The organism is Ditibartonella apis, from assembly GCF_001952075.1.
Lineage (GTDB): Bacteria > Pseudomonadota > Alphaproteobacteria > Rhizobiales > Rhizobiaceae > Bartonella > Bartonella apis.
Genome location: NZ_LXYU01000004.1, coordinates 313187 through 338816, shown reverse-complemented (window position 1 = coordinate 338816; position 25630 = coordinate 313187). Strand labels below are relative to the sequence as shown.

The following is a 25630-nucleotide window of genomic DNA, read 5'->3' as shown; positions in this document are numbered from 1 at the left end:
TTGTTTCTTGACGTTATTATACGAAGCTGCATATCCTTTAAAAACAACAAATTCAGTGGACGTCCATGAGCGATACGGATTTTGATAACCCAACGAAGGGGCAATCGACGAAAAATGTCAAAAGAGGTTTGAGATTCAAACGGGACAAGAAAACCGTTTATATCCCCGCTTATGCCAACATCGCTTTTCGCGGAAATGTTAAAAAGCAAGCCATATTCTGGCTTTTGACGCTTCTTTTTTTCGTTATTTTTATGTTTGTTTTCAGTTCGATTCTGCTGCCTTTTGTGGCCGGAATTGTGCTCGCCTATTTTCTTAACCCGATCGTCGAATTGCTTGAAAGGATAGGAATTTCGCGTATGTGGGGGACGGTTCTTATTACGATTGCTATCGTTCTTGTCCTCGTTATTGCCTTAACAATTCTTATTCCTGTTATAACTTCACAATTGCAACAATTTATCCGTGAAGGCTTACCGGTTTATGTCAATCGTATACAGGCTTTCTTTGCCAATCACAGTTTCGAATGGATCAAACAATATATCGGGAGCGACGCCTCCGAAATTCAGGCGAATATTCAGACCATGTTGGGTCAAAGTTCGGATCTCATAAAGTCGGTCTTGAATTCCGTATTGGATTCAGGAAAATCACTGGTAAATCTGGTAAGTCTTTTTGTCGTGGCCCCCGTCGTTGCATTTTATATGCTTCTTGACTGGGAACGCATGATCAAGACGATTGATTCGTGGATACCTCGTAACCATTTGGAAACTGTCCGCGGCATTTTTCACGAAATGGATAGGGCCGTCGCGGGATTTATTCGTGGGCAGACATCTGTTTGCCTCGCACTCGGTGTTTACTACGCAGCCGGACTTACAATTTCAGGTTTGAATTTCGGTTTATTGATCGGGCTGTTCGTAGGCTTTATAAGCTTCATCCCATATGTTGGCTCCATGACCGGATTTGTTCTTTCGGTTGGTGTCGCTTGGGTACAATTTTATCCGGAAAATTGGGAACGGATCATCGTTGTTATGGGTGTATTTTTTGTCGGACAATTCCTAGAAGGGTATGTTTTACAGCCAAAACTGGTCGGTCAATCTGTCGGCCTCCATCCGGTTTGGCTAATGTTCGCACTTTTCGCCTTTGGCTCACTTTTCGGTTTTACCGGCATGCTCATTGCAGTTCCCGCGGCTGCAGCAGTCGGGGTTCTTGTACGGTTTGCTCTCCATACCTATCTTGAGTCGCCGCTTTATTCACCGAGCGGCAGTTCTTCAAGCGACCATGTCGGAGAAAAGGAATGAATAAAAGGTTAGAGCAATTGCCGCTCTCGCTTTCACATCCAACTGATTTTTATTCCGATGATCTGGTTGTAACAAAAAGCAACAAATCCGCTTACGAACTGATAGAACGCTGGCCGGATTGGCCAATGCCTGTTGCAGTACTTGTCGGGCCGGATGGGTCTGGCAAAACACATTTTGCAACTGTTTGGGCAGATATTTCAAAAGCAAAAGAAATTGAGCCCGACCAGCTTGATCAAGCTATCACCTTTATAGAAAAAGGCATTCCGGTTCTTGTCGAGGATATGGATGGTGTTGATTTCAATGAGGTTGTCTTTTTCCACCTAATCAATTCGGTCAAAGAAAGCCACGTTATAAATCCGAAAACCACATTACTGATAACTGCTCGCAAGGGGCCGTCGAATTGGAATGTAAAGCTTGATGATCTTGCAAGCCGGTTAAGATCCGTAACGTTGGCAACACTTGAACAGCCCGACGACGAATTGCTTAATGCGGTCGCTTTCAAATTGTTTTCCGATCGACAAATAACAGTCGATCCTTCGGTTGTGGAGTTTTTAGTGAGCCGGTCGGAGCGGTCACTTTTTGCGTTGGGAAAAACTGTTGATCAAATCGACCGTTTGGCCTTGCAAAGAAAAAGTAAAATCACCAAAGCTCTTGTGTCGGAAGCTTTGGCAGTTCGCGGCGAATCAAACGCACTCTAGTTTCGCAATGTTTCTAACGGTTTATTGAACCTGTCAAAGCTCTGTCGATCAAATTCGAAATGGCGGGCGACTTTGTGCTGAGGCTTGCTTCATTTGCCCAGCCGATAATGTCTGTTGTTGGTACGACCACCCGATGCCATGAACCCTGATGTTCGTAGGAACGCATTTCTTGACCGGCTTTTACAGTAGCAACAATTTTAGATTGCGAATCAGCATTTGCATAAATTGTTGTGGCATTTTTTGCGTATATGACGTTGGCTGCATTGTTGGCAGCAAAACGGGCTTTCGGAGGTAATGTGGTATCGGGTTTGTAGGGAACCGGTGACGGTGCCATTTTTGGAACGACCAACGCTATCTTTGGTTGCACAGGAACCGACGTGATAGGAGTGGGTATTTTCTGCGCTGGCTGTAGAGCAATGTCATGGGATGAAGCAGAGACGATAGACGGTTTTTGATTGGGAGTAGGACTTATTGCTTCTCTGGTAGCTGTTTTCTGCTCTCCGGCCGATTTGACTTCATATGTGTTATGGTACCAACCGGCACCACCTAAGAGGGTTAACCCGCCGAGCAAAAAATAGCTCAGTACCGACGAACGTTTTTTTTGCGTCGTGCGTTGCCGATTTTTATTTGGCTTTGTCCGTTTCACCGCCATAATCAATCCTTTCACTTGGCAAATTTTGGCACGAAATTGTTTTTGAAAAGTTATCGGCTAAAAAAATTGCAGGATAAACCGCAAAAAATACGATTTGAGCTTGCACTTCACCGTGGAAAAATTTAGGGAATGAGCGTCGAACGTGACAATGTCGGAGCGTAGCGCAGCTTGGTAGCGCACCTGATTTGGGATCAGGGGGTCGTAGGTTCGAATCCTATCGCTCCGACCATAACTTGATTTGACAAAAAGATGATGCGACAAAGTGGTCGTAACAGTTTATAATTTGGCCACAGCATGATCCGAAGGGAAAAAATCATGGTAGCACGAATTTTCAGTCCGGCTAAAACAGCCATGCAATCCGGAAAAGCGAATACCGGCTTTTGGGTTCTCCAATATGAACCTAATGAAGCTAAAATGATTGATCCGCTTATGGGGTATACATCATCGGCCGATATGAAAAGCCAAATCAGGTTGACGTTTGACACGCAAGAGGAAGCAATTTCGTACGCAACAAAAAACGGAATCGCTTACCGATTGGAAGAGCCACATGCTGTCACGCGCAAGCGGGTTGCATATTCCGATAATTTCCGGAGTGATCGTCAGGTTCCCTGGACACATTGAGGCTATTCATTTTCTCAAATATTTTTTTGGTCCCGTAGCTCAGCTGGATAGAGCAACGGCCTTCTAAGCCGTGGGTCACAGGTTCGAATCCTGTCGGGATCGCCATAACTTTTTCTGGAAAATTGGTGGTATCTAATAACTTTGTCTTATCAGATTGTTAGACTGTTATTGTGACAAACCGGAAATTTGCAATTTTTCACCGTAATAAAACTGAATTGTAGCGATGAAAGTCAGGCAAATTCCCGTGAACTTTTCTTTGGAATAATAATTTCAGGCTGTCCGTTGTCTAAAATCGTTGCCATAAAAACTAATTCTTCGTTTTAAGCGTGAAATTAACTCGCAACACCGTGACAAGGTGTCAGTGTAAAATCGATATTTCCCCAGATGTGGTGTTCCGGCATGAGCCAGAAAAAAGTTGGTAATATTTGCTGCTAAAACGAGCGTTTCGATATCCTTTTGGAAGTTCGCCTGATTATTGTCGTTCAATTGTTTGACGTGTGCCTTTTGAATGTTAATCTTGTTTTAAAATGATTTTTGACGCAAGCTTGTCGTGACGAATAGCTTTCGATTCTACCTTCAAAACAGCGGTGACATTAAAAGTTGATTGGATTTGTCACTCTTGAAAAGTGACCAACTTTTTTAATTAAAACTCAATCTTCCCCCGAAGTTCGAGGACAAGGCCTTTTCGCATATGTCGATCTCTTCAATTTAATGGGGCAGCAAAAAACGTTGAGCAAAGCTGATTCTTGGAATTCTGTCCAACGCAAGAATACTTCAGACTGTTACGAATATATTCGCTGGCTACGAATCATGGGCGCGGTGAAAAGTTATTTTTCTTCCTGTCAGAACAACCGATTGCTTTAACGCTAAAGCTCGAACCGTAAGATAACGTGCTTTCAAAAGCACGTGTAATTTCGGCGAGGACTACCGGAAGACGTTAGAAATCACTAACCTAACGGTCAATGACCAAAGTGGTTGGCAATTATCTCGAATTTTATACTCACAGGAGAAGTGGTACGCCCAAGGGGATTTGAACCCCTGTTTCCGCCGTGAAAGGGCGGCGTCCTAACCACTAGACGATGGGCGCGTGTCGGTGAGACGGCTTATAGAGAGGATATTTTTTAATCGCAAGCCCTGTTTGCAATTTTTTTTAATTTTTTGCTGAACAACTCCAATTCCAATCACGTTTTGGTCCTACATCGACGTGAATTGATTGATGGCAATATGTTCCGACACCACCGCGATTAGGTAAAGCGCGGACAAATTTTGCAACATCCCATTTATTTGTGTCGGGAACCTGTATATCTGCGGCAGCACAGGACATGTGCATCGATCGCTTTGCGCCGTTGACCCTCTGGTTATAGGCGGGGCTACGATATCCCGAAGTGATAATAACCGGCTTATTAAATCGACGTTCAATCGTTTTCAAAATAGCGACAAGCTGGGGTCTCAGGCACGATACTTCGACGTCTTTACGTGCCACTTTCAGTCCATTCGGAAGCGAACGACCATACATACTGACCGATGCAAGCGTATAAAGCGAGGGCGAATCAATTTCATTCGCATCAATATCGGTATCGTCATAAAGACTCGTACGATGTTTGATAACAATTCCGCCATTCGGACGCACACCCGGTAGAACATCGTTATATTCGTGCGGATCTTTTTTCGGTAAAGGCACAAGCGCGGTTTTTGTCTCGTTGTCGACGGGCCTGTTTCCCTTCTTATCATCCGAATGTCCGAATAGACGCATCAACCCGCCCTTTTTCTGGCTTGTTGCGTCGTGTTCCGGTGCCGGAGCAGGGGGGTCGGTTAGGTCCGTATGTGCTTCGGTATTAGCTTGACTGTTTTTGTCACTCGTCGGTTTTGGAGGGGTAGCTATCGTATTCTGTAGCGGAGCAACAGTCGAAGTGGCCGAAGAGGGTGTGCTATTATCTGTCGATACTGTTTGCGCCGGCGCAATATCATTGCTGCGTGGCGCATTTACCGGCTGAGCCAATTGTTCTTTTTTCCGTCCGAAAGAAAACAGAGCCGTTTTTTTCGGCTTTTGTTCTTCTGTTGTGGTTGCTTGCGGAGCTTCTGGGGATTGGGCATTCGCTTCAGATTGGGATGCAGCCTGAAATGCTACCTGTTTATTGCCAGATGCAGCCAACTGTTGCGCATTTGCTTGCTGTTTTTCCTGTAAAGGCAAAGGCGTTGGCAATGGCACTTTGTTTGGCCGGTCACCGGAATGTGCCGACGGAAGGGGGATGTTTGAAGTCTGCTGGTTTGGATTGATCGAATTTGGATCGGTGGAATTGGCGCCGCCTCCACCCACGTTTTCTGGCAGTGGATTGCCGTCCGGAGCCTGCATTTCGGCGCTATTTGTCGGCTTCTCCAATGTTCCGAGGCCACCATTACTGGACGTACATGCCGTAAATGCGACTATTAATGATAGCAACAAGCCTGAACGAAATAAATGACTGCCAACAAGCCGATGCTGTTTTTTCATCTTACGGAAAATGTGGCTACAAGTTAACAATCGGCAACCTCTTGTTGTGCCCCAATGCCTAATGCACTTCAGCGTAATAGTTAAAATTAAACTCGAAGCATCGTATGGCAATCGAATGCGTCTAATTTATTTTAAAGATGAAAAATGTTTATCAAGTTTCGATTCACAATTGTAATATATGACACTTTAACCACACAATTACGACAAAACAACAAATTGGCATGAATGTCATCCAACATCTCTTGACGTTGGCTTTGTGAATATCTCATGATAAAGAGTACTTTTATTATAGCGATGGGAATATAGAAATAAGATGAAGATGCCGTTCAAAAAGACGCCAGGTATTGTTCTAACGATGGTTGCGGTCGTTTTAATGGGCTGCGCCCGTGGAGCCGAATTTACCGCGCCGGAACAGGCGGGAGCATCTCACGAGGAAGTTTATCCCCGTTTTTCCAATAAACCCAGAGCGGCTACTGTACAGTTTTCCGAAGCTGAAAAACAATCTCTGACCAACAAACTTGATTCAGAGGCTACGGCTTTGAAAAAAGTGCCTGGTCCTTCTGCCAACAGCGCGTCCAAATTGGCCAAAGCCAAGGATGATGCCCGTCGCGAAGCGGAAGAAACCGTTCGCCAAATTGAACAGAGCGGCAAACAGGATTAATCACTGAAATGTCGCTTGTCTTCAAACTTCAACTTTAACATTAACTTTTAGAACCGGATTATAAAATGTCGGAAGAATTCCATAAAATTCGTCGTTTGCCGCCTTATGTATTTGAACAGGTTAATCGCCTGAAGGCAGCGGCGCGAGCGAAGGGAGCCGATATTATTGATCTCGGGATGGGAAATCCAGATCTGCCCACGCCCCAAAACATTGTCGATAAACTTTGTGAAGTCGTTCAGGATCCAAGAACCCACCGTTATTCGGCGTCGCGCGGAATTCCCGGGCTAAGACGTGCGCAGGCAAAATATTACGAACGCCGTTTCGGCGTGAAACTCAATCCTGATACGCAGGTAATTGCCACTTTGGGGTCAAAAGAGGGCTTCGCTAACATGGCACAGGCAATCACTGCTCCCGGTGATGTTGTTTTATGCCCAAATCCGACATATCCGATCCATTCTTTCGGGTTTATCATGTCGGGCGGAGTTATTCGCTCTATGCCTGCGTATCCGGGGGAGGAATTGTTGCAGGCTCTTGACCGCGCTGTTAAACATTCAATACCGAAGCCGATTGCAGTTATATTGAATTACCCTTCGAATCCGACTGCCTATGTTGCGGATCTCGACTTTTATAAGGAAGTCGTCGATTTTGCTAAAAAGAATGACATTATCCTGCTGTCGGACCTCGCTTATGCGGAAATTTATTTTGGTGATAAAGAGCCACCGTCAGTTTTGCAGGTTCCAGGAGCGATTGACGTTGCTGTCGAATTTACTTCAATGTCAAAAACATTTTCTATGCCGGGTTGGCGTATGGGGTTCGCCGTTGGTAACGAGCGGCTTATTGCCGCTTTGACGCGCGTCAAATCATATCTTGATTATGGTGCATTTACTCCAATTCAGGTTGCTGCCGCTTATGCCTTGAATGGTGATGGCTCCGATATTGCCTATGTGCGCTCGGTCTATAAAAAGCGTCGCGATGTTATGGTAGAAAGTTTCCATCGTGCCGGTTGGGATATACCTTCTCCAGAAGCCACAATGTTTGCGTGGGCGCCCATTCCGGAACAGTATAGGCATCTTGGTTCTCTCGCTTTCTCGAAGCTGCTTATCGAAAAAGCAGATGTCGCCGTTTCGCCCGGTATTGGTTTTGGTGAACAAGGTGATGATCACGTACGTATTGCCCTTGTTGAAAATGAACATCGTTTGAGACAAGCTGCACGCAACATCAAACGGTTTTTCTCGGAAGAAAAAAACAAGGCAGCCTGATCAATGGTAAATGCGCTGAGAATCGGCATAGTCGGACTGGGGACAGTCGGAAGTTCTGTTGTCCGGGTATTGAAAGAAAAAAGGGATTTGCTGACTAAGCAATGTGGCAGACCTATTGATGTCGTTTGTGTCAGTGCACGAGACAAGACACGCGAGCGAGGCATCGACCTTCAAGGTATAGAATGGGTCGATGACCCGTTGGTGCTTGCTGCCAGTAAAGAAATTGATGTTTTTGTCGAGCTTATTGGTGGAGAAGAGGGGATAGCACGTTTTTGTGTCGAGGAGGCGCTTAAGCATGGTCATCATGTTGTTACAGCAAATAAAGCTCTTCTGGCACGCCATGGTGTAGCTCTTGCCAAAATTGCCGAAAAAAAGGGTGTTCTATTAAATTTCGAAGCAGCTGTAGCTGGCGGCATTCCTGTCATCAAGGCAATGCGTGAGTCGTTATCGGGAAACAGCGTTTCGAGAGTTTACGGAATTCTGAACGGTACGTGTAACTACATACTAACGCGTATGCTTTCGGAAGGCATTTCTTTTGAGGAGTGTCTTAAGGAAGCTCAAAAACTGGGCTATGCAGAGGCAGACCCGACATTTGACATTGAAGGATATGACACGGCCCATAAACTTGCGCTTCTTACAAGTCTTGCATTCGGATGTGTGATATCAGTCGATGATATCTACGTAGAAGGAATCAGCAACATTTCGCTTGCGGATATTCATGCTGCGGATGAACTTGGCTACCGGATAAAATTATTGGGGGTTGCTGTAAAAACCGATACCGGTATTGAACAGCGTGTGCACCCGACTATGGTTCCGACATCGACGGTTATTGCGCAGGTTCAAGGTGTTACAAATGCGGTTTCCATCCAGACCGATCTCTTGGGAGAATTGTTGCTTTCGGGACCAGGTGCTGGTGGTAATGCGACTGCGTCGGCAGTCATCGGTGATATAGCCGATATTGCAAAATCCCACCCTGGTTTTCAACATGGACCGGTTTTCGGGACGCCTGCGCAGTCTCTTTCGCCGTATAAAAGAGCGCGTATGCGTGCTCATGCAGGCGGATATTTTATTCGTTTGACTGTTGACGATAAAATTGGTGTTTTTGCAAGCGTCGCCAAACGCATGGCTGAAAATTCGATCTCTCTTGAATCGATTGTTCAGCGCCCGTTAGCGGAAAATATCCAGCCAAATACCAAAAATATTGTCCTTGTTACTCATGAGACGACGGAATCATCTGTCAGAAAAGCGTTGATGTCCATTATGGAGGATGGACATCTCGTGGATAAACCGCAAATGATCCGTATCGAACGTCCTAACTGAAAATAAGTTTTTCGAGACTGGTCATTCTACTATCACTTATGTTTCAATAATAATTCACGAATTGATCGTGTTTCCTCTTGCAGTGTGCAGAAGTCTTTGCCAAAAGCTTTAGTATAACGTTGTAAACAACGTCGGTTTTTCTGTAACAATTATCCGATGGGATCAATCATATGTCGAACTCGGCTGACCATACATTACATGGACTCAATCGTATTTTAACACTTGAGCTTGTTCGCGTAACCGAGCGTGCGGCAGTCGCCGCAGCACGGATAAGGGGGCGTGGAGATGAAAAGGCAGCTGACCAAGCGGCCGTAGATGCAATGCGCAAGGAGTTGAATCGTCTGCCCATTGACGGCACGGTTGTGATTGGTGAAGGCGAACGCGATGAAGCGCCGATGCTGTATATCGGCGAAAAAGTTGGCACCAAAGAGGGACCAGCAGTCGATATTGCACTTGATCCATTGGAGGGCACGACTATTTGTGCCAAAAATTTACCGAATTCGTTGGCTGTTATAGCTATGGCAGAAAAAGGTAATTTGCTTTACGCACCGGACGTTTATATGGAAAAACTTGCAATCGGGCCCGGTTATCCAAAAGGTGTTGTCGATATTGATGCCAGTCCTGTAGACAATATCAACGCGCTTGCCGAAGCAAAGGGCGTGAAACCGAATATGATTACTGTCTGCATCATGGACAGACCACGCCATGCCAAGCTTATCGAAGCGGTTCGTACGACCGGTGCTTCGATACGGTTGATAGGTGATGGAGATGTTGCCGGTATTATCCACACAACAGACCCGGATGAAACCGGTATTGATATTTATATGGGAATCGGCGGCGCTCCGGAGGGGGTTCTCGCTGCTGCTGCACTTCGTTGCATCGGAGGGCAGATGCAGGGGCGTTTACAGCTGAACACAAAAGAAAAAATCGAACGTGCGGCCAAAATGGGCGTCAAGGATCCGAACAAAGTTTACACTATGGAAGAAATGGCAAAGGGCGACGTACTTTTTGCTGCAACCGGTGTTACGGATGGCAATCTGCTTTCGGGTGTGAAATTCGCTAAAAATTATATCCAGACAGACACAATCGTCATGCGTTCACACAGCGGGACAATTCGCAATATTATTGCTCGCCATCAGGATATGACAAAATTTAACTGAATGGATCGGGCAAGCAAGCTTTGCCAGTAACAACAAAACTTACATCATTCGGAAGGCGCGTTTTCTCTCATGAAACACGCCTTTTTTCATATGGATTATCTGGACTAAGCGCATAGTCCCGCTCTTTGTCATTTTTTCAAGAAGAGAGGTGTTGATTTTAAGAAACTTGACAATGCGCGTGGCGCATAACGATCATAATGTTGGACTGTCTGACAGCCAAAAACATAGCTTCCTCAAAGAAGCGAGTATATCGAGAAGTAATGACGTAAAAAATAAAGTAAATATGGCGACGAAATAGTGAACTATGACGTTTATTGTTAAAGAGATAGACTATCTATTAACCGGAAAAGTAATTTAACGCGACTTGACAGTGATCAAGGCGATATAAAGTTTTTTTCGGCTAACGATTTTTCGATATAGCGACAAAATTAGACATTCGTAATAAAGATGCTTTCATCAATGATCGAATTATCGATTCATTTGCGGCAGATAATCCAAAATTATTATCGTATTATTATTTCTGGAAAGAATAACAGGAATTTAGCTCGATTATAAGCTTTTTATTCAGACTAGAATATTCAAATTTCGTTTGATGACACTATTACGCGAACGAAACAAATTATAAAGCAGGAAAAGTGCAGCCCATTTGAGCTGCACTTTAATTTGATAGGGGAATTAGTCGACTTTTACAGTTTTGACCCAACCATAAGGATCTTTGGCTTCACCCTTTTGAATATGGATGAGTAGATCGCGAAGATGCTGGGTAATCTCCCCACCATTACCATTTCCGATAACTGTTTCACCGCCCTTATATTTGAACACACCAATTGGCGTGATAACTGCAGCAGTGCCGCAGGCAAATACTTCTTTGAGGTGTCCACTTTTTGCATCTTTTTTCAGCTCGTCAAAAGAATAACTGCGTTCCTCAACTTTCATGCCGTTGTCTTTTGCAAGTTGCAGAATAGACATTCTGGTAACGCCATGAAGGATAGTTCCGTCGAGCTTCGGAGTAATCAGGCGATTATCATCCATAACAAAGCAAACATTCATGCCGCCGAGTTCTTCAATCCATTTACGTTCCACAACGTCAAGGAAAAGAACTTGGTCGCAGCCGTTTTTCTCTGCGTTGATTTGTGCCAACAAACTTGAAGCATAGTTGCCACCGCATTTGGCTTCACCGGTACCTCCGGGACCAGCGCGGCTGAATTCTGTATCGAGCCAAACGCTAACCGGCTTGGTTGATCCACTCTTGAAATAGGAACCAACCGGTGAGGCGATAACGCTAAAGATATACTCTTTCGCCGGATGGACGCCCAAAAATGCCTCGTTGGCAAACATGAATGGACGCAAATATAAACTGGAATCTGGAGCTTCAGGAATCCAATTACGATCAATTTTTACAAGTTCGTTGATCGCTGCAAGAAATACATCGTTATCGATTGGCGGCATTGCAAGACGTATTGCCGAATTGTGGAATCTTTCTGCGTTTGCTTCAGGACGGAAAAGAAGAATACGGCCATCATGCGCACGATAGGCTTTCAGCCCCTCGAAGATTTCTTGACCGTAATGAAGAATAGCACTTGCAGGATCAATCTGAAAAGGTTTGCGCGCAGTTATAACCGCATCATGCCAACCTTTACCGGCAGTCCACTGCACCACTGCCATGTGGTCGCTGAACACGCGACCAAATCCAGGATTCTTCAATAGTTCCGCGCGCTTCTCAGCGCTAACGGGATTTGTGTTTTTTTCTATCTTAAATGGAAGAACAGTACTGGAACCTGTCATGACAATAACCTTTTGAAATGTATCTTCATCTTATTACTCATTTGCCAATGATCTGCATCGGTAAAGCAATAAGGCGTGAACATTAGAGTTTGTTTGCCGTTGATGTCAATGATTTTAGAACTATGGAGGACCAGAACAACAAGATTGTGAAAATTTTTCGTTCGTTCGCGACCAATAGTTATTCACTACCAGTGAGGGAACATAACAAAGTTTCAAGCATTCAGGAAACTGGGTGAAAAAAATACGGTTTTCCGGTGTGACTAAGTATTTTCTAGTAAAAAAATTAAAAAGAGAGTAGCGATTGATGCATAAGAATAGACCTATCGGAGCCTTTCGGGCCTTCATGATTCCACTTTTTAATCGTGCATTGTTCGAAGCATTTGTTGTGTTTGCGGTATCGGCTTTATTTACATGGACGATACTATCAATAACGTTTATGTCATTTTGTTAACGATAACATATTCACCTGATTGAACTTCAACATCTTCGTTATGTCGGCTAAAAATAGGGACTTTAAAACCATTCTTCGCACCATTTTAATTGTCAATAGCAACGAAGATAACATCAGGTAGAAGCGGGATAGAGTGGGAGCAAAAGAGAATGAACACCGGCACGCATTGATTACATCACGTTTGCTGTTAGCTCCATCTTGGCGCTTCGGGGACGCAAAAATCGAGTGGTTCTGCAGGCATCCAGCGATGATGACCAACTGGTTGCAAATTAATCTGATTGCAAATTTATAGTGACAAAATTTGAAGGACTATTTATCAGAATAACAGTGAAATCGACGGAATAAACATTAAATATCGATCGCGATTGTGGCTATAAACGATTGTCATCCAATGTTCTATCAATTGCCGCCGAATAGCCGCAAAATTTGAACGAGTTGGACATTGAAATTGTTGGCTCTATTGCCTTAAGCCGAAGGCACAATCAACATGAGAAAATCTGAGTGATTGATGTGGAAAGACACATATTTTACTAACCATAGCTCATATTTTTTATAAATTGATCGCAGTCAGGGCGTTATCAAGCTCTAAATGTCTGATTGGTTTTCTCCTCGCCGCTGTAGCTTGCTCTTAATAAGCTGATTGGCTTTCGAAATAAGCAAATGGTTAAGTCGAAACGAGTTCCGGTCGTGCTGGACGGTTAAAGTCTTATCAGATATGCTTAGGAAAAAGGCATATCAGGACAGATTGATAAATTTACCCAATTCCCTAAAGCCCCCAAAACACTTCCCGAAAGTTCATTAACTACCAAAAACGGTCGGATTGAGTTCTATTTACCGACGAAACAGCTTCCATTCTGGCTCTTTATCTTTTCGCAGAGGCTGACAGCATTATCACGCGGGCCGACTTGTACCCTAACGCGATAATATGTCCCTTTACCCGGAATGGAAGCGGGTTGGATGCTTAACGGCAATGAACCAATGAGTGAACCAAACAGACTTTTTGCTTTATTCATCGACGCAGTCGCCGATTCTTGCGTCGGCTGGGAAGCTATTTGTACATAGTAACCGCCCGCTCCGACACTTGCTGTTATGGGAGCAGCCTTCGGTTCAACCTTGGTCAACGGGGTTGAGGCAGTATTAGGAAGCGCTGACGGCTTTTGTGTTGTCTGTTCTGCCGTTTCAACAGGTTGCGCTTGTTGTTGGGGTTTAGGGGACGATACTGTATTAATACCACTCAATTTATTTTGTGAGCTGCTCAAATCTTTTGAAGTGCCATTGTCGGTGTCTTTATTCGATTGTGCGTCTTCATTGATAATCTTTGTCAGTTCAGAATCAGTTTCGGACATTTCAGGTTCGGATGATGCTTTCGCATTGGATTGCGATTGCTTTGAACCGTTTTGAACATTTGCCAGATTGTCACTTTGAGACTTTTCGGAATTATTTCCACTCGCTTCGACCTGTGAAGGGGCTGAATTGGTAGTTGGCGAAATTGTTCCATCCGGATTAACGACGACGGATTGGACTTCTCTTGTCGGCACACTTTGATTTGATGCTGCAGCGATCGCATCCTCGACGTTCGACGAATCCGCGTAAGAAGCAGCGTCATTTAAAGCCGTCAGATCTTCCGGAGTTTCCGAATGATCGACGAGTTTTTCCTGATTACCGTTATCGTCAGTCTCTCCATTAGCCTGATTATACACGTCCTGATTGTTTTGGCTTTCATTATTGGTGTTCGCTTGTTCAGCCTGCACTTTATAAGGCGCATTGTCGGCATGAATGACAGTTGATGCGCCATCTCCTTGAGATGGCAGAAAATATTTCATAGCAGCATAACCGCCGCCGAGAAGGATGAATAAAGCAACGCCGCCAACAGTCAGTTTTTTCGCCAAGGATTTTGGGCGGGGTTGATTTTGCATCTCTGCAAACGGTGCATTTGTTCCAATCAGCGTCTGTTCATTTTCCGCATAAGCTGGATTGTCTTCTGCATAAACATTGCCGCTATTTTGGAGGCCATATTGCCCCTGCGGGACGTCAGGATTTTGTTCAAATTGATTTTGCTTCTGATTATAACCGGACTGGGCATAAGCTTCAGCAAAGAAATCATCCTGCTCTTTTGGAGTGTTCGGTGTTTCCTGCTTGTTACCAACGCTGAAAACATCGGCAAACTCGTTTTCCAATGCGTCGCTCTGTGGGGCGTTTTCTTCAGCCGGATAGGGTATTTCAGGTACATCTACCGGTTCTGTTTGCTCAACGATTTCGTCGGCAAATTTATATGTATCGACATCCGGCGGAAGGTTGGCGTTATTTTCGTCAAGATTCTTTGCCGTCTGTTGCGTATTGGCAGGATAATTTTCTGCGGCAGTTTGCTCTTCATGAGCGAAAGCAACATGCTCTTCAGGATTGTAATTCTGTTCGACAGGTTGGGCAGGATAATCACCATGAATTTGTGGTGATTGATCTGCATTTTGATTTCCGGAACGTGGTGCATATTGCTGCTGTGGTTCCGAATGCTCTCTAAATTCCGGCTCTGGTTCCGGCGGTATTGGAGGTAGAGGTGGTTGTTCGTTCACAGTTTCAGCTGATTCCGGATAAGATTGGTCGGAGTCAGCTGATGTATCCTGAAATTGGTTTTGTTCTACTGGAGGATTGACGATAATATTTTCGTCAGTTGAAAGGTCTTCCAGACCGAATGGATCGCTACTTTGTGCGACCGGTTGTTGTGTCGTGTTTGAACCCGATTTAGTCTGCGCTACCGGCGGATTTTGATGTTGATTGTCCGAAAAAACATTATCAAAACCGAATGGGTCATCACCATTCAAGAAATCATTTTCGGGCGAATTCTGACTATTCTGTGGTGGCGTATAGGGTAACGGAGCCGTCGTCTTTGCTGCATTTCCAGCATAATAATTTTCGGGAGAAGTACTAGACGGACTGGATCCATTCCACTGAGCCGGAGAAAATTCCGCATTATTTTCCACACCGGAATTTGTTTCTGCACCGTGCCTGTTGAAATTTTCGCTACCACCAGAAGACTGACCCAACTGCGAGGCTGAACCGCTCGAGTCATTTTGCGCCGCAGAAGCAAAATTGTAGTTATTATTTATTTGAGGTGCTTGTGGCTGGGCCCCATCATTCAATTGTTGTGGCTGGTTTGGTTCGTTAAATGCGGGCAGAGGATCGTTGACGAGCAGATTCTCGAGCTCTTTATCAAAACTCATTTCATCAAAAACAGGATCCTGACGGTTCTGCGCTTGATTCAAGGGGGGGATTCGGCCATTTTCAGACGTTGTTTGATAGGAATTCGTGTTTTGTGACGTTTCCTGTAGAGGCTGAGGAGCGAAATTCTGCGGATTATCCGGTTGCGCAATATTTACGGGATTTACAAACGACGCGTTGTCGATGCCTCTTGTATTATTTAAATTATTTGTATTTGTCGGCGTATGTTGCGTCTGTTCCTGAGGAAAACCGAAATTTCCGGATGCAGGCGGATTTTGTGTTCGATTGTTATGATTCTGTCCGGTCGGATAAGTGGGTGACGAAGGTTCATCGCCAATAGGTAAATCAGGTAATGTATCAAACTCGGCCCCAGAAAACCCGGCTGGCGGCTCGATCGGTGTACCCGGGGCACGCGCCTGCGGCGTGAATGACGGCGTGTCGTAAAGCTCGTTAAAAGGTAAGTCGGGCTCATGTTGCTGTTGCCCATTGCCAAGATTGTCATCTTGCGGCAAAAAATCGAGGTCAGTATTCCCGGAAGCGTTTTCGTTACCCGTCTGACGAGCATTGTCTAAAGAGCCGGTACCTTGCGGATGATCTTCAAGAAAAGGCAGATCGGCATCATTTTGACTTCCAACTTGGGGGCGGGGCGTCAAATTTGCGCTTGTATCCGGTTGACGGGCGGGGCTATTTCCGTTCGCATTAAAATCCAGATTGAACAGGCGCGTAAGCTCAAGAAGTGGATCTTGATCTTTCGTGGCCGGTCTCTCGGGACGAGAAGCATTGCGATCATTATCGGTCATAGTTTTTCCCACATAGTCGGTTACGCAATCTGTTATTTATTGCATTCTGCCGGACATCAAGCGGATTCACCCTAACAATCCGAAATTCTGCTTTATTATCATATATATACTAGATAACGCCAATCAAGTCAAAGCTATGCAAGCTTGTCTTTTCGTCGTCGTTATCAGCGCATTTCTACCGGAGCATCGACGCCAATGATACCCAAAGCAGATGACAGAACATCGGATACGGCCTGAATCAAACCTAGTCTCGCTAAAGACAATTCTCTATCGTTAAGCTTGATAAAACGTAAATCTTCATTTTCTGTCCCTTTATTCCAGTGACCATGGAAGAAAGAGGCCAAATCATAAAGATAAAATGCCAGCCGGTGTGGCTCATAATTGAGCGTTGCTTGCTCAATAACGCGAGGATACTCGGCAAGCTTCTTTATGAGAGCAATTTCGCCCGCATCTGTCAATTTTTCCAGGTGCGAGACAAGTTCTTCTCTTGAAAAGTTGGAGAGATTGAGAAGTTCTTCTGCCTTTCTGAAGGTGGAGTGACATCTCGCACAAGCATATTGAACATAAAAAACGGGGTTATCTTTTGATTGCTCTGTTACCTTTGCAAAATCAAAGTCAAGTGGCGCATCGCTTTTTCTGTAAATCATCATGAAACGGACAGGATCTCTGCCCACTTCATCGACAACGTCGCGCAGCGTAACAAAAGAGCCAGCTCTTTTTGACATGACAACCGGCTGTCCATCGCGAAGCAATTTTACCAATTGGCAAAGAAGCGCTGTCAGCTTGGCTTTACCACCCGATATAGCTTTTGCGACTGCTTGCAGACGTTTGACATAACCACCATGGTCGGCACCTAGAACATAAATCATTTCGTTGAATCTACGTTCGAACTTGTTCCGGAAATAGGCGACATCTGCTGCAAAATAGGTGTAAGAGCCGTCAGACTTAATAAGTGGCCGATCCTGATCATCACCAACATCCGTCGAGCGGAACAATGTCTGCTCCCGGTCTTCCCAGTCTTCTGAGGCTTGCCCCTTTGGGGGTGGTAGCGTGCCTTTATACACATAGCCCTTCAAAGTAAGATCGTTGATGGTACTGCGGATTGCCTTGGCGTTATCGGCATGCAAGGTTTTTTCTGAAAAAAAGACGTCGTGATGTACGTTAAGTGCTGCAAGATCATCACGGATCATCCGCATCATCGCATCAACTGAACGTTCTTTTATAAGCGGTAACCTCTCTTCCTCGGACATTGCGAGAAGTTTGTCACCGAATTCTTTTTTTAGGGCTTCACCAACCGGTACAAGATAATCACCAGGATAAAGGCCGTCGGGAATTTTACCGATATTTTCTCCCAGTGCTTCGCGATAGCGTAGAAAAACAGATTTTGCCAATACATCAATCTGTCCGCCGGCATCATTGATATAATATTCTTTTACAACGTCATGGCCGGTGAATGACAAAAGATTGGCGAGAACATCACCGACAACCGCTCCACGACAATGACCGACATGCATCGGTCCGGTCGGATTGGCAGAAACATATTCAACATTTACTCTCTTTCCGAGTCCAAGCTCCGAACGACCGAAACTGCTACCCGATTTGATAATAGTTTTTAATACGTTTCGCCAAAATCCGTCCGTCAATCTCAAATTAATGAATCCAGGGCCAGCGACATTGACAGATTCGATATCTTTGTCTGTTTCAAGAAGAGTAGCAATCCTTTCGGCCAAGGCACGTGGATTGCAGCCGACCGATTTGGATAAAACCATTGCAGCATTTGTTGCAAGATCGCCATGTGAAGGGTCGCGCGGTGCTTCAATACTCATTCGGCTCAAATCAAGAGGCGAACCGTCTTTGGTTTTGATATCAGAATGTTGAAGCAATTCTTTAATTTTTTGCTCGAATTCATTAAATATATTCATCATGGGAATCCGTGTTGTTCTCACCTTCGTTTAGGACAAAAGAGTCGTGCGGTCAAACAATCGTCGATATTCGCGCAGCGCATAATTGTCTGTCATGCCTGAAAGGAAGTCGGAAATTATTCGTGCCCGTTTATCGGTATTCAAGTTTATTGTCGTATTATACCATTCTTCCGGCATTGCATCAGGGTGTTCATAATAAAAGTCGAACAACTCGGAAACAATTTTTTCCGCTTCGCTTCTACGATTCCAAACATATTCATGATGATACAGATTATCATACAAAAAGCGTTTAAGCTCACGTTCGGCTTTTGCCATTTTAGGAGAAAACCGGACAAGTTGGTGACCGGCATTATGAATATCGTCGATGCTGACAGGCGAAAGCTCGTCGATGAGTTCAAGTGAATGGTTGATGACATCTTCAACCATCAGGGTTATTTGCCGACGGACAAGCTCGTAGCCTCTACGTGTTCTATCAAGATCGGGATAATCTCGTTTGATGCTGCCAAGAATATTGGATGTCAATTCAACATTTTCAAACTGCGTCAAAGAAAGAAGGCCGGATCGTAAACCGTCGTCGATGTCATGAGCGTTATATGCAATATCATCTGCTATTGCTGCGCATTGCGCTTCAAGACTGGCAAACCTATCAAGTTCAAGGTTCTGAAGTTTATTATATTCAATGAGAGTAACCGGTATCATCGGGTTTTTGGCAGCAGGACCTGTAAGCGGGCCATTGTGTTTTGCAAGCCCCTCCAGAGTTTCCCATGTGAGGTTTAGTCCGTCAAAACGCGGATAGCGATGTTCAAGTGATGTGACAATGCGCAGGCCTTGGGCATTGTGGTCAAAACCGCCAAAAGGCTTCATTTTTTCGTTTAATGCGTCTTCACCGGCATGCCCGAATGGCGTGTGTCCGAAGTCGTGAACAAGCGCTATCGCTTCGGCAAGGTCTTCGTCGAGACGCAATGCCCGCGCGAGCGCCCGGGCGATTTGTGACACTTCAAGACTATGTGTGAGACGCGTGCGATAAAGATCACCTTCATCAGCAATGAAAACTTGCGTTTTATGATTGAGCCGCCGGAACGCGTTCGAATGGATGATACGGTCGCGATCACGTTGGAATGCGGTACGTGTCGGACTGGACGGTTCGTCAACAAGCCGTCCACGACTTTTTGAGGGATCACTCGCATAGGGTGCACGCGGGCGATAACCGAAGCCTATCTCATTTATATCCATTGCAAGTTTTCCAATCGAGACCTAGATTCATAAACGGATATCTTTTATCCGATATTCGGTGTTACGAAAACAGTCTGATGCATGGAGGTGTTGATTATGGGTATTGAAGTTACCGATTCGGCGGTTAAACGTATAGCGCGGATTTTGGCTGGTGAACCGGACAAAACCGCGTTGCGCATTTCTGTCGAAGGAGGTGGGTGTTCCGGCTTTTCCTACAAATATGATCTTGTCAGCGAACCTCCCGCAGATGACGATCTGGTAATCACAAAAGACGGAGCAACAATATTGATAGATTCGGTATCTCTACCCTTTATGGATGGATCGGAAATAGATTTCGTCGACGACCTTATGGGGCAGGCATTCAAAATCAACAATCCCAATGCTGTTTCGTCCTGCGGCTGTGGTGCAAGTTTTTCAATTTAGTCGCATTTTTTTGAAAATTAAGCGGTTGTGACCGATTTTTAATTTAACTCCGTTAACGCCAACATTTTTTAACGCAGACAGAAAAACAGATGACACTTGAATCTCGCCTCAAATGCACTGCAAGGATAGTCGTTCCGGCAAGTTTTTTTGCTTTATGGGGCGTCTTAAGTGTTTTTAATGCAAATGCCGAAGACAAAAAACCGGAATTGAATTTTGCAGCGCCGCAACAGACTGATCAGGATAATAAGCCAAAACAGGGCAGCGAGCCTAAAGGCGCAAATACGTCGACAACTGTGCATAGCCCGGCAACGAATAAGACGCCGAACATTTTAACTGATCCGGTGAAAGCACAACAACCGGTTAACACACAGCAAAAGGCCGAGCTTACTCTCAACGCCCGTTTGACCGATAAAGGTTCCGATATCTCGCGTGGATTGATCTGGCGTATTTATGAGCCGATCTACGGGGTTGATAACAAATTGCCACTTGTTACTTCCGCTGAAGGGGGCAGCGCCCATTTCTCCCTCGATCCGGGGAGTTATATCGTCCATGTATCATTCGGTCATGCCAGTGTAATGCGCCGGATAACTGTTCGTGCCGAGCAAAAATTGTCGGAAACACTGGTCTTGGATGCAGGTGGTTTAAAACTTAATGCGACAATGCCCGAAGGTAAAATCAACCCGCAATATTTACGCTTCTCAATCTATTCGGATGATAGTGAAAATGACGATACCGCGTTGATTTTGTCAGACGTAAAAGCAGGCGAAGTTATACGATTGAAAACCGGTACCTATCATATCGTCTCGAATTATGGATCTGCCAACGCCATTTCGCGCTCTGATATCAGAGTTGATGCCGGGAAAATTACTGAAGCCACAATGCAGCATCATGCTGCGCTTATCACTTTGAAACTTGTTCGCCAGCAAGGGGGCGAAGCACTGGCAGACACAAGTTGGTCAATAACAAATGATTCCGGTGATATTATTCGTGAAACTGTCGGCGCTTATGCCACTCTTGTCCTTGCCGAGGGTGATTATATTGCAATCGCGAAGAACAAAGATCAAATTTATCAGAAAGAATTTTCTGTGACTTCCGGACGCGATGAAGATGTCGATGTCGTTACAACCGCCCAACCTGCTCCACCGGTTGACGATTCAATGGATTGAAAGCTCTTTTATTGACGGACGTAAAGCCCCGGACAGCATCACAAAACGGGGAGGTTAGATCAGCAATCAAATTGCTGATAATGATGTCATGGCTTCATGTTGAAGTCCTAAACAATGCGACTCTTTTGCCTGACTGACATTCAAGGAAAGCTCTAAGCAAGCTGCTCAAAGCGCATAGAACTGATGTAATCCTTAAATAGCGTTTACTGATAAAGGCCCGTTTTCGGTCCTCATCTTGTGTCCAAAAACGCGACTTTAAAAAAATCTGGCAGACAAATGATTCATCTGCCAGATACTCAAAATCAATCAATCTTCTTCGTTAGAGCGGCGAAGGTCAGGTGGTGTTGCTTCCTCTTTCAGGGTAGCAATGACTTTTTCAAGTGGTAAAGACACCTGTTCCTGACTACCTAGGCGTCGCATATTTACCGAGCCATCATCAGCCTCTCTTTTGCCACAAACCAGGATAACCGGTACTTTTTGTAGCGAATGTTCGCGTACCTTGTAGTTGATCTTCTCATTTCTGAGGTCAGTTGTTGCAATTAGACCGGCAGCTTTGAGTTTTTTGACGACTTTTTTGGCGTAATCGTCAGCTTCCGATGTAATCGTTGCAACGACAACCTGAAGAGGCGAGAACCATAAGGGCAAATGTCCTGCATAGTTTTCCAAAAGAATTCCGAGGAAGCGCTCCATCGAGCCACAAATTGCACGGTGGATCATGACAGGTTGGCGTTTTTCGGAATCTTTATCGATATAGAAAGCGCCGAACCTTTCCGGCAAATTGAAGTCGACCTGCGTAGTTCCGCATTGCCATTCACGACCGATCGCATCTCTTAGCGTGTATTCGAATTTAGGACCATAAAATGCACCTTCTCCCGGAAGAATGCCGGTCTTGATACGTCCATTCGATTTTTCTTCAATTGTTTTCAGAACTTCCGACATGACGCTTTCTGCATGATCCCACAATCCGTCGGATCCCACGCGTTTTTCCGGACGCGTCGATAATTTTACAGTAATTTCATTAAAACCAAAATCAGCATAGGTGCTTAAAATCAGATCATTAATTTTGAGGCATTCGTCTGCAAGCTGTTCGTCAGTGCAGAAAATGTGTGCGTCGTCCTGTGTGAAACCGCGAACACGCATCAAGCCGTGCAGCGAACCGGATGGTTCATAACGGTGGACTACACCGAATTCGGCAAGTCTGATAGGCAATTCGCGGTAAGATTTAAGCCCATGTTTGAAAATTTGCACATGACCAGGGCAATTCATCGGCTTCAAAGCGTAAACGCGATCGTCATCGGCGTCGTCACCGGCTGGCGTTACCTTGAACATGTTTTCTTTATACCATTCCCAGTGCCCCGATATTTCCCACAAGGATTTATCGAGAACTTGCGGCGCATTGACTTCCGCATATCCCTGATCATCGAGACGACGGCGCATATAGCTCACGAGATTCTGGAACATTTTCCAGCCTTTTGCATGCCAGAAAACAACACCCGGACCTTCTTCCTGAAAATGGAACAGATCCATTTCACGCCCTAAACGGCGATGATCGCGCTTTTCGGCTTCTTCAAGCATATGCAGATAGGCAGCAAGGTCCTTTTCATTAGCAAAGGCGGTACCGTAAATGCGGGTTAACATCGGATTATTCGAATCGCCTCTCCAATAGGCACCGGCGACCTTCATCAATTTAAAGGCATTTCCGATCTGCCCTGTTGATTGCATATGAGGACCGCGACAAAGGTCAAACCAGTCTCCCTGGTGATAGATTTTCACATCCTCGTTTTCCGGAATTGCATCTACCAATTCAACCTTGTAGAGCTCGCCTTTATCCGCAAAAATCTTTTTGGCCTTTTCACGCGGCAATACTTCTTTCGTAAATTTCGCATTGCGCCGGATAATTTCATGCATTTTCTTTTCAATTACCGGCAGGTCTTCAGGCGTAAAAGGCTGATTACGAGCAAAATCATAATAAAAGCCGTTTTCAATAACCGGGCCAATAGTGACTTGTGTACCCGGAAAGAGTTCTTGCACAGCTTCGGCAAGAACGTGCGCACAATCATGACGGATGAGTGCAAGTGCACGGGGATCATCGCGGGTAACAATCTCGATCGAACCAGATTGCCCCAAAGGGTCGGACATATCACGCAAGACGCCGTCAAAACTGTAGGCAACAGCATTTTTTGCCAAAGATTTGGAAATTGATTGAGCAAGTTCCAGTCCGGTCATATTTGCCGGATAATCGCGTTTTGAACCGTCAGGAAATGAAATAGAAACCGTGGAAGACATAAAATTACTCCTAATCCAGTCCCGCCAACGAATGCGGGTGGGGGTGTCGATTGCTTCATTTACTGAAAACGAAGCGGTTTAATGAAAAGTCCTTTTAATTTTTCTTTTGATAAAAAGAAAGCCTTAATTACTGCTTCTTTGTGGCTATTTTCCAATAACGCCACGGCATATACCAGTGATAAGTTGCGCCAAGTCGTGTGGGCACAGGATCGAAACCATGTGTTCCGAACGGGCCGCAGCGCATAATGCGGAATAATCCCATCCATGAACCGGCCCAAAGCCCATATCTTGCAATTGCTTCATAAGTATATTCGGAACACGTGGGTAAATGTCGACATTGGTTGCCGATAAAGCCCGAAAGCGTGAGTTGATAAAGGCGGATAAGAGACGTTCCGATAAGCCGCCCCGGCGTTTTTCGCCAAGGACCTTGATAGTTCCGGCTTACCGGTGTTGCCTTCTTTTCAGCCATTTTGTCGGGATTCAATCTGATCGATACAATCGACCACTGCGTCAAAAGTAAGCATAGTCGAGGGCTGACGGGCTTTATAATTCTTTATTGGTTCAAGGCAGGCAAAGTCCGCAAATTTTCCTGTTGGAACCGGCCCATCTTCTGTCAGCATGCGGTAGACGGTATCTCGCAAAGAGCGTAGTTCGTTGGCGCTTAGGCCGATAACGTGACTTGCCATGAGCGAAGATGAAGCTTGCCCTAATGCACATGCACGCACAACATGGGCAAACTCTGTTACGACACCATTTTTCATTTTTAGATCAACGGTCACAGTCGAGCCGCAGATCCTCGAATGTTTTTGGGCTGTAGCGTCGGGCTTATCTAAACGGCCTATTTTATCTATATGCGCCGCGTATCCCAGAATTTTATCGTTATAAATTTCGTCAATCATATTTTGTTGCTCGAAAACAACCTGTTTTTTGTGATCTCACTTTGATTCTCAATATATGTGTTTATATAGGAGTAGTCGTTATAACTACCAAGTTTCTTTGGTAGTCAATTGGAGTCTATTTATGCAATCTGTTCGAAAAAGTGCACCCCATTCGGTTAATCAGGCGATGAACCAACGTCCTAGCCGGGAAGAAGCAGAAGCTGCAGTACGCACTTTGTTACTGTGGGTAGGGGAAAATCCCGAGAGAGAGGGACTTGTCAATACTCCAAAGCGGGTTATCAAGGCCTATGAAGAAATGTTTGCCGGTTATAACCAATCACCGGAAGAAATTTTGGGGACGGTGTTTGACGAAGTATCAGGCTATAATGATCCTGTCCTGATTAAAGATATTCCATTCTACTCCCATTGCGAGCACCATATGGTGCCGATCATCGGAAAAGCCCACGTCGCCTATTTGCCTGATGGTAAAGTCGTCGGTCTATCCAAGATACCGCGTGTGGTCGATGTATATGCCAAACGTTTGCAAACGCAAGAAAGCATAACTGCGCAGGTTGCAGATGCCCTTTACAAATATTTGAAACCGCGCGGTGTTGCTGTTCTCATTGAAGCCGAACACATGTGCATGGCAATGCGCGGCGTAAAAAAACAGGGCTCTACGACAATTACAGCAACATATCGAGGCTATTACAAAGACAATGTCGAGGCGCAGGTCAATTTTGTTAAAATGATACGCGGCTTCTGATGGTGACGAGGATAAAAATTGTCTGAACAAAAATGTAATCGGGAAGAGGGGACACAGTTTTCCCCCAAATTCGATGAAAAGGGTCTCATCACTGCAGTGGTTACCGGCGCAACTGACGGTAATCTTCTGATGGTTGCATTTATGAATGAAGAGGCATTGGCGCTTACTCTTGAGACGGGGATTGCCCATTATTGGTCGCGATCTCGCCAAAAAATATGGAAAAAAGGTGAAAGCTCGGGAAATCTTCAGCAAATTGAAGAGATTCGGGTTGATTGCGATCAGGATGCACTCTGGCTCAAAGTCCATGTGCAAGGTGCCGGTGCAACCTGCCACACGGGTCATAAAAGTTGCTTTTATCGGCATCTGGAAATGAGTAATGGCGTTGCCACGCTCGAAGAAGATGATAAGAATCTCATGTTCGATCCTGATGAGGTTTATAAAACCTGAAATTCGTAGGACAATCATGGTCAAAACCGATTTTTACGGGAATGTTCGAATAAATATTCCCCTTTTTTCAAAAAAGGTCTTGTTTTGCTTCTGTCGATTTGTTAAA

Annotated in this window: 20 protein-coding genes and 3 tRNA genes; 13 read left to right on the top strand and 10 right to left on the bottom strand. The window is 45.0% G+C overall.

What is annotated here, in order from left to right:
• Positions 1-65: 65 nt before the first annotated feature.
• Positions 66-1292 (top strand): AI-2E family transporter, encoded by a 1227-nt coding sequence (locus PEB0122_RS10585; RefSeq protein ID WP_075870609.1) that lies wholly within the window; start codon positions 66-68, stop codon positions 1290-1292.
• Positions 1289-1990, top strand: a complete 702-nt coding sequence (locus PEB0122_RS10580; RefSeq protein ID WP_075870610.1) for an HdaA/DnaA family protein — start codon at positions 1289-1291, stop codon at positions 1988-1990. Before PEB0122_RS10585 ends, PEB0122_RS10580 begins: the two co-directional genes overlap by 4 nt.
• 13 nt (positions 1991-2003) lie before the next feature.
• On the opposite strand, the gene PEB0122_RS10575 is transcribed toward PEB0122_RS10580, so the two are convergent.
• Entirely contained in the window at positions 2004-2642 is a 639-nt protein-coding gene (locus tag PEB0122_RS10575) for an SH3 domain-containing protein (RefSeq protein WP_143238838.1), read from the bottom strand.
• Positions 2643-2794: 152 nt separating this feature from the next.
• Here PEB0122_RS10575 and PEB0122_RS10570 point away from each other — a divergent pair.
• The 3 genes from PEB0122_RS10570 to PEB0122_RS10560 all read left to right on the top strand — a co-directional run bounded on the left by PEB0122_RS10570 (position 2795) and on the right by PEB0122_RS10560 (position 3368).
• Positions 2795-2871 (top strand) — tRNA-Pro (locus tag PEB0122_RS10570).
• Positions 2872-2957: 86 nt separating this feature from the next.
• Positions 2958-3263 carry an ETC complex I subunit gene (locus tag PEB0122_RS10565; protein WP_075870876.1) on the top strand — a complete coding sequence of 102 codons (306 nt, stop codon included), beginning with the start codon at positions 2958-2960 and terminating at the stop codon, positions 3261-3263.
• 28 nt (positions 3264-3291) lie between these two features.
• A tRNA-Arg gene (locus tag PEB0122_RS10560) sits at positions 3292-3368 on the top strand.
• A 907-nt stretch (positions 3369-4275) separates the two neighbouring features.
• Here the strand turns inward: PEB0122_RS10560 and PEB0122_RS10555 are convergent.
• Both PEB0122_RS10555 and PEB0122_RS10550 read right to left on the bottom strand, forming a co-directional pair.
• Positions 4276-4350 (bottom strand) — tRNA-Glu (locus PEB0122_RS10555).
• Between the two features lie 63 nt (positions 4351-4413).
• Entirely contained in the window at positions 4414-5703 is a 1290-nt protein-coding gene (locus PEB0122_RS10550; protein ID WP_225867844.1) for a D-Ala-D-Ala carboxypeptidase family metallohydrolase, read from the bottom strand.
• A 364-nt stretch (positions 5704-6067) separates the two neighbouring features.
• Here PEB0122_RS10550 and PEB0122_RS10545 point away from each other — a divergent pair, with 364 nt between their 5' ends.
• From PEB0122_RS10545 to glpX, 4 genes are all read left to right on the top strand, one after another.
• Complete coding sequence (locus PEB0122_RS10545; RefSeq protein ID WP_075870613.1) at positions 6068-6415, top strand: hypothetical protein; 348 nt, start codon at positions 6068-6070, stop codon at positions 6413-6415.
• A 65-nt stretch (positions 6416-6480) separates the two neighbouring features.
• Positions 6481-7674: an LL-diaminopimelate aminotransferase gene (locus PEB0122_RS10540; RefSeq protein WP_075870614.1), complete on the top strand. Its 1194-nt coding sequence runs from the start codon at positions 6481-6483 to the stop codon at positions 7672-7674.
• A gap of 3 nt (positions 7675-7677) precedes the next feature.
• Positions 7678-8994, top strand: coding sequence for a homoserine dehydrogenase (locus PEB0122_RS10535; RefSeq protein ID WP_075917137.1), 1317 nt, complete (start codon positions 7678-7680; stop codon positions 8992-8994).
• Between the two features lie 170 nt (positions 8995-9164).
• The gene (gene glpX / locus PEB0122_RS10530; protein WP_075917136.1) at positions 9165-10154 is read left to right on the top strand and encodes a class II fructose-bisphosphatase; all 990 of its coding nucleotides are present in this window, start codon (positions 9165-9167) and stop codon (positions 10152-10154) included.
• 675 nt (positions 10155-10829) lie between these two features.
• Here glpX and PEB0122_RS10525 read toward each other — a convergent pair.
• The 4 genes from PEB0122_RS10525 to PEB0122_RS10510 form a co-directional block, all read right to left on the bottom strand.
• The gene (locus PEB0122_RS10525; protein WP_075917135.1) at positions 10830-11939 is read right to left on the bottom strand and encodes a branched-chain amino acid aminotransferase; all 1110 of its coding nucleotides are present in this window, start codon (positions 11937-11939) and stop codon (positions 10830-10832) included.
• Between the two features lie 1278 nt (positions 11940-13217).
• Complete coding sequence (locus PEB0122_RS10520; protein WP_075917134.1) at positions 13218-16406, bottom strand: SPOR domain-containing protein; 3189 nt, start codon at positions 16404-16406, stop codon at positions 13218-13220.
• 164 nt (positions 16407-16570) lie between these two features.
• The gene (gene argS / locus PEB0122_RS10515; protein WP_075917228.1) at positions 16571-18328 is read right to left on the bottom strand and encodes an arginine--tRNA ligase; all 1758 of its coding nucleotides are present in this window, start codon (positions 18326-18328) and stop codon (positions 16571-16573) included.
• Positions 18329-18358: 30 nt separating this feature from the next.
• Entirely contained in the window at positions 18359-19561 is a 1203-nt protein-coding gene (locus PEB0122_RS10510) for a deoxyguanosinetriphosphate triphosphohydrolase (RefSeq protein ID WP_075917133.1), read from the bottom strand.
• Between the two features lie 93 nt (positions 19562-19654).
• Between PEB0122_RS10510 and PEB0122_RS10505 the strand changes: the two genes are divergently transcribed.
• Positions 19655-19984: a HesB/IscA family protein gene (locus PEB0122_RS10505; RefSeq protein WP_179057539.1), complete on the top strand. Its 330-nt coding sequence runs from the start codon at positions 19655-19657 to the stop codon at positions 19982-19984.
• Positions 19985-20073: 89 nt separating this feature from the next.
• A complete protein-coding gene (locus tag PEB0122_RS10500) occupies positions 20074-21150 on the top strand; it encodes a hypothetical protein (protein WP_075917132.1) in 1077 nt (358 codons plus the stop codon).
• A gap of 306 nt (positions 21151-21456) precedes the next feature.
• Here PEB0122_RS10500 and thrS read toward each other — a convergent pair whose 3' ends face one another.
• The 3 genes from thrS to PEB0122_RS10485 form a co-directional block, all read right to left on the bottom strand.
• Positions 21457-23436 carry a threonine--tRNA ligase gene (gene thrS, locus PEB0122_RS10495; RefSeq protein ID WP_075917131.1) on the bottom strand — a complete coding sequence of 660 codons (1980 nt, stop codon included), beginning with the start codon at positions 23434-23436 and terminating at the stop codon, positions 21457-21459.
• A 127-nt stretch (positions 23437-23563) separates the two neighbouring features.
• On the bottom strand, positions 23564-23905 hold the full coding sequence (gene yidD / locus PEB0122_RS10490; protein WP_075914481.1) for a membrane protein insertion efficiency factor YidD: 342 nt from the start codon (positions 23903-23905) through the stop codon (positions 23564-23566).
• Positions 23898-24335, bottom strand: a complete 438-nt coding sequence (locus PEB0122_RS10485) for an iron-sulfur cluster assembly scaffold protein (RefSeq protein WP_075870624.1) — start codon at positions 24333-24335, stop codon at positions 23898-23900. Before PEB0122_RS10485 ends, yidD begins: the two co-directional genes overlap by 8 nt.
• A gap of 166 nt (positions 24336-24501) precedes the next feature.
• Between PEB0122_RS10485 and folE the strand changes: the two genes are divergently transcribed.
• Together folE and hisI are read left to right on the top strand one after the other, a co-directional pair.
• On the top strand, positions 24502-25077 hold the full coding sequence (gene folE, locus PEB0122_RS10480) for a GTP cyclohydrolase I FolE (RefSeq protein ID WP_371809465.1): 576 nt from the start codon (positions 24502-24504) through the stop codon (positions 25075-25077).
• Positions 25078-25095: 18 nt separating this feature from the next.
• Entirely contained in the window at positions 25096-25524 is a 429-nt protein-coding gene (hisI, locus tag PEB0122_RS10475) for a phosphoribosyl-AMP cyclohydrolase (protein WP_075870626.1), read from the top strand.
• Positions 25525-25630 lie beyond the last annotated feature (106 nt).

Coding starts and splice junctions, on each gene's coding strand:
- PEB0122_RS10585 (WP_075870609.1), top strand. CDS start 66: ATGAGCGATACGGATTTTGATAACCCAACGAAGGGGCAATCGACGAAA.
- PEB0122_RS10580 (WP_075870610.1), top strand. CDS start 1,289: ATGAATAAAAGGTTAGAGCAATTGCCGCTCTCGCTTTCACATCCAACT.
- PEB0122_RS10575 (WP_143238838.1), bottom strand. CDS start 2,642: ATGGCGGTGAAACGGACAAAGCCAAATAAAAATCGGCAACGCACGACG.
- PEB0122_RS10565 (WP_075870876.1), top strand. CDS start 2,958: ATGGTAGCACGAATTTTCAGTCCGGCTAAAACAGCCATGCAATCCGGA.
- PEB0122_RS10545 (WP_075870613.1), top strand. CDS start 6,068: ATGAAGATGCCGTTCAAAAAGACGCCAGGTATTGTTCTAACGATGGTT.
- PEB0122_RS10540 (WP_075870614.1), top strand. CDS start 6,481: ATGTCGGAAGAATTCCATAAAATTCGTCGTTTGCCGCCTTATGTATTT.
- PEB0122_RS10535 (WP_075917137.1), top strand. CDS start 7,678: ATGGTAAATGCGCTGAGAATCGGCATAGTCGGACTGGGGACAGTCGGA.
- glpX (WP_075917136.1), top strand. CDS start 9,165: ATGTCGAACTCGGCTGACCATACATTACATGGACTCAATCGTATTTTA.
- PEB0122_RS10525 (WP_075917135.1), bottom strand. CDS start 11,939: ATGACAGGTTCCAGTACTGTTCTTCCATTTAAGATAGAAAAAAACACA.
- PEB0122_RS10520 (WP_075917134.1), bottom strand. CDS start 16,406: ATGACCGATAATGATCGCAATGCTTCTCGTCCCGAGAGACCGGCCACG.
- argS (WP_075917228.1), bottom strand. CDS start 18,328: ATGAATATATTTAATGAATTCGAGCAAAAAATTAAAGAATTGCTTCAA.
- PEB0122_RS10510 (WP_075917133.1), bottom strand. CDS start 19,561: ATGGATATAAATGAGATAGGCTTCGGTTATCGCCCGCGTGCACCCTAT.
- PEB0122_RS10500 (WP_075917132.1), top strand. CDS start 20,074: ATGACACTTGAATCTCGCCTCAAATGCACTGCAAGGATAGTCGTTCCG.
- thrS (WP_075917131.1), bottom strand. CDS start 23,436: ATGTCTTCCACGGTTTCTATTTCATTTCCTGACGGTTCAAAACGCGAT.
- yidD (WP_075914481.1), bottom strand. CDS start 23,905: ATGGCTGAAAAGAAGGCAACACCGGTAAGCCGGAACTATCAAGGTCCT.
- PEB0122_RS10485 (WP_075870624.1), bottom strand. CDS start 24,335: ATGATTGACGAAATTTATAACGATAAAATTCTGGGATACGCGGCGCAT.
- folE (WP_371809465.1), top strand. CDS start 24,502: ATGAACCAACGTCCTAGCCGGGAAGAAGCAGAAGCTGCAGTACGCACT.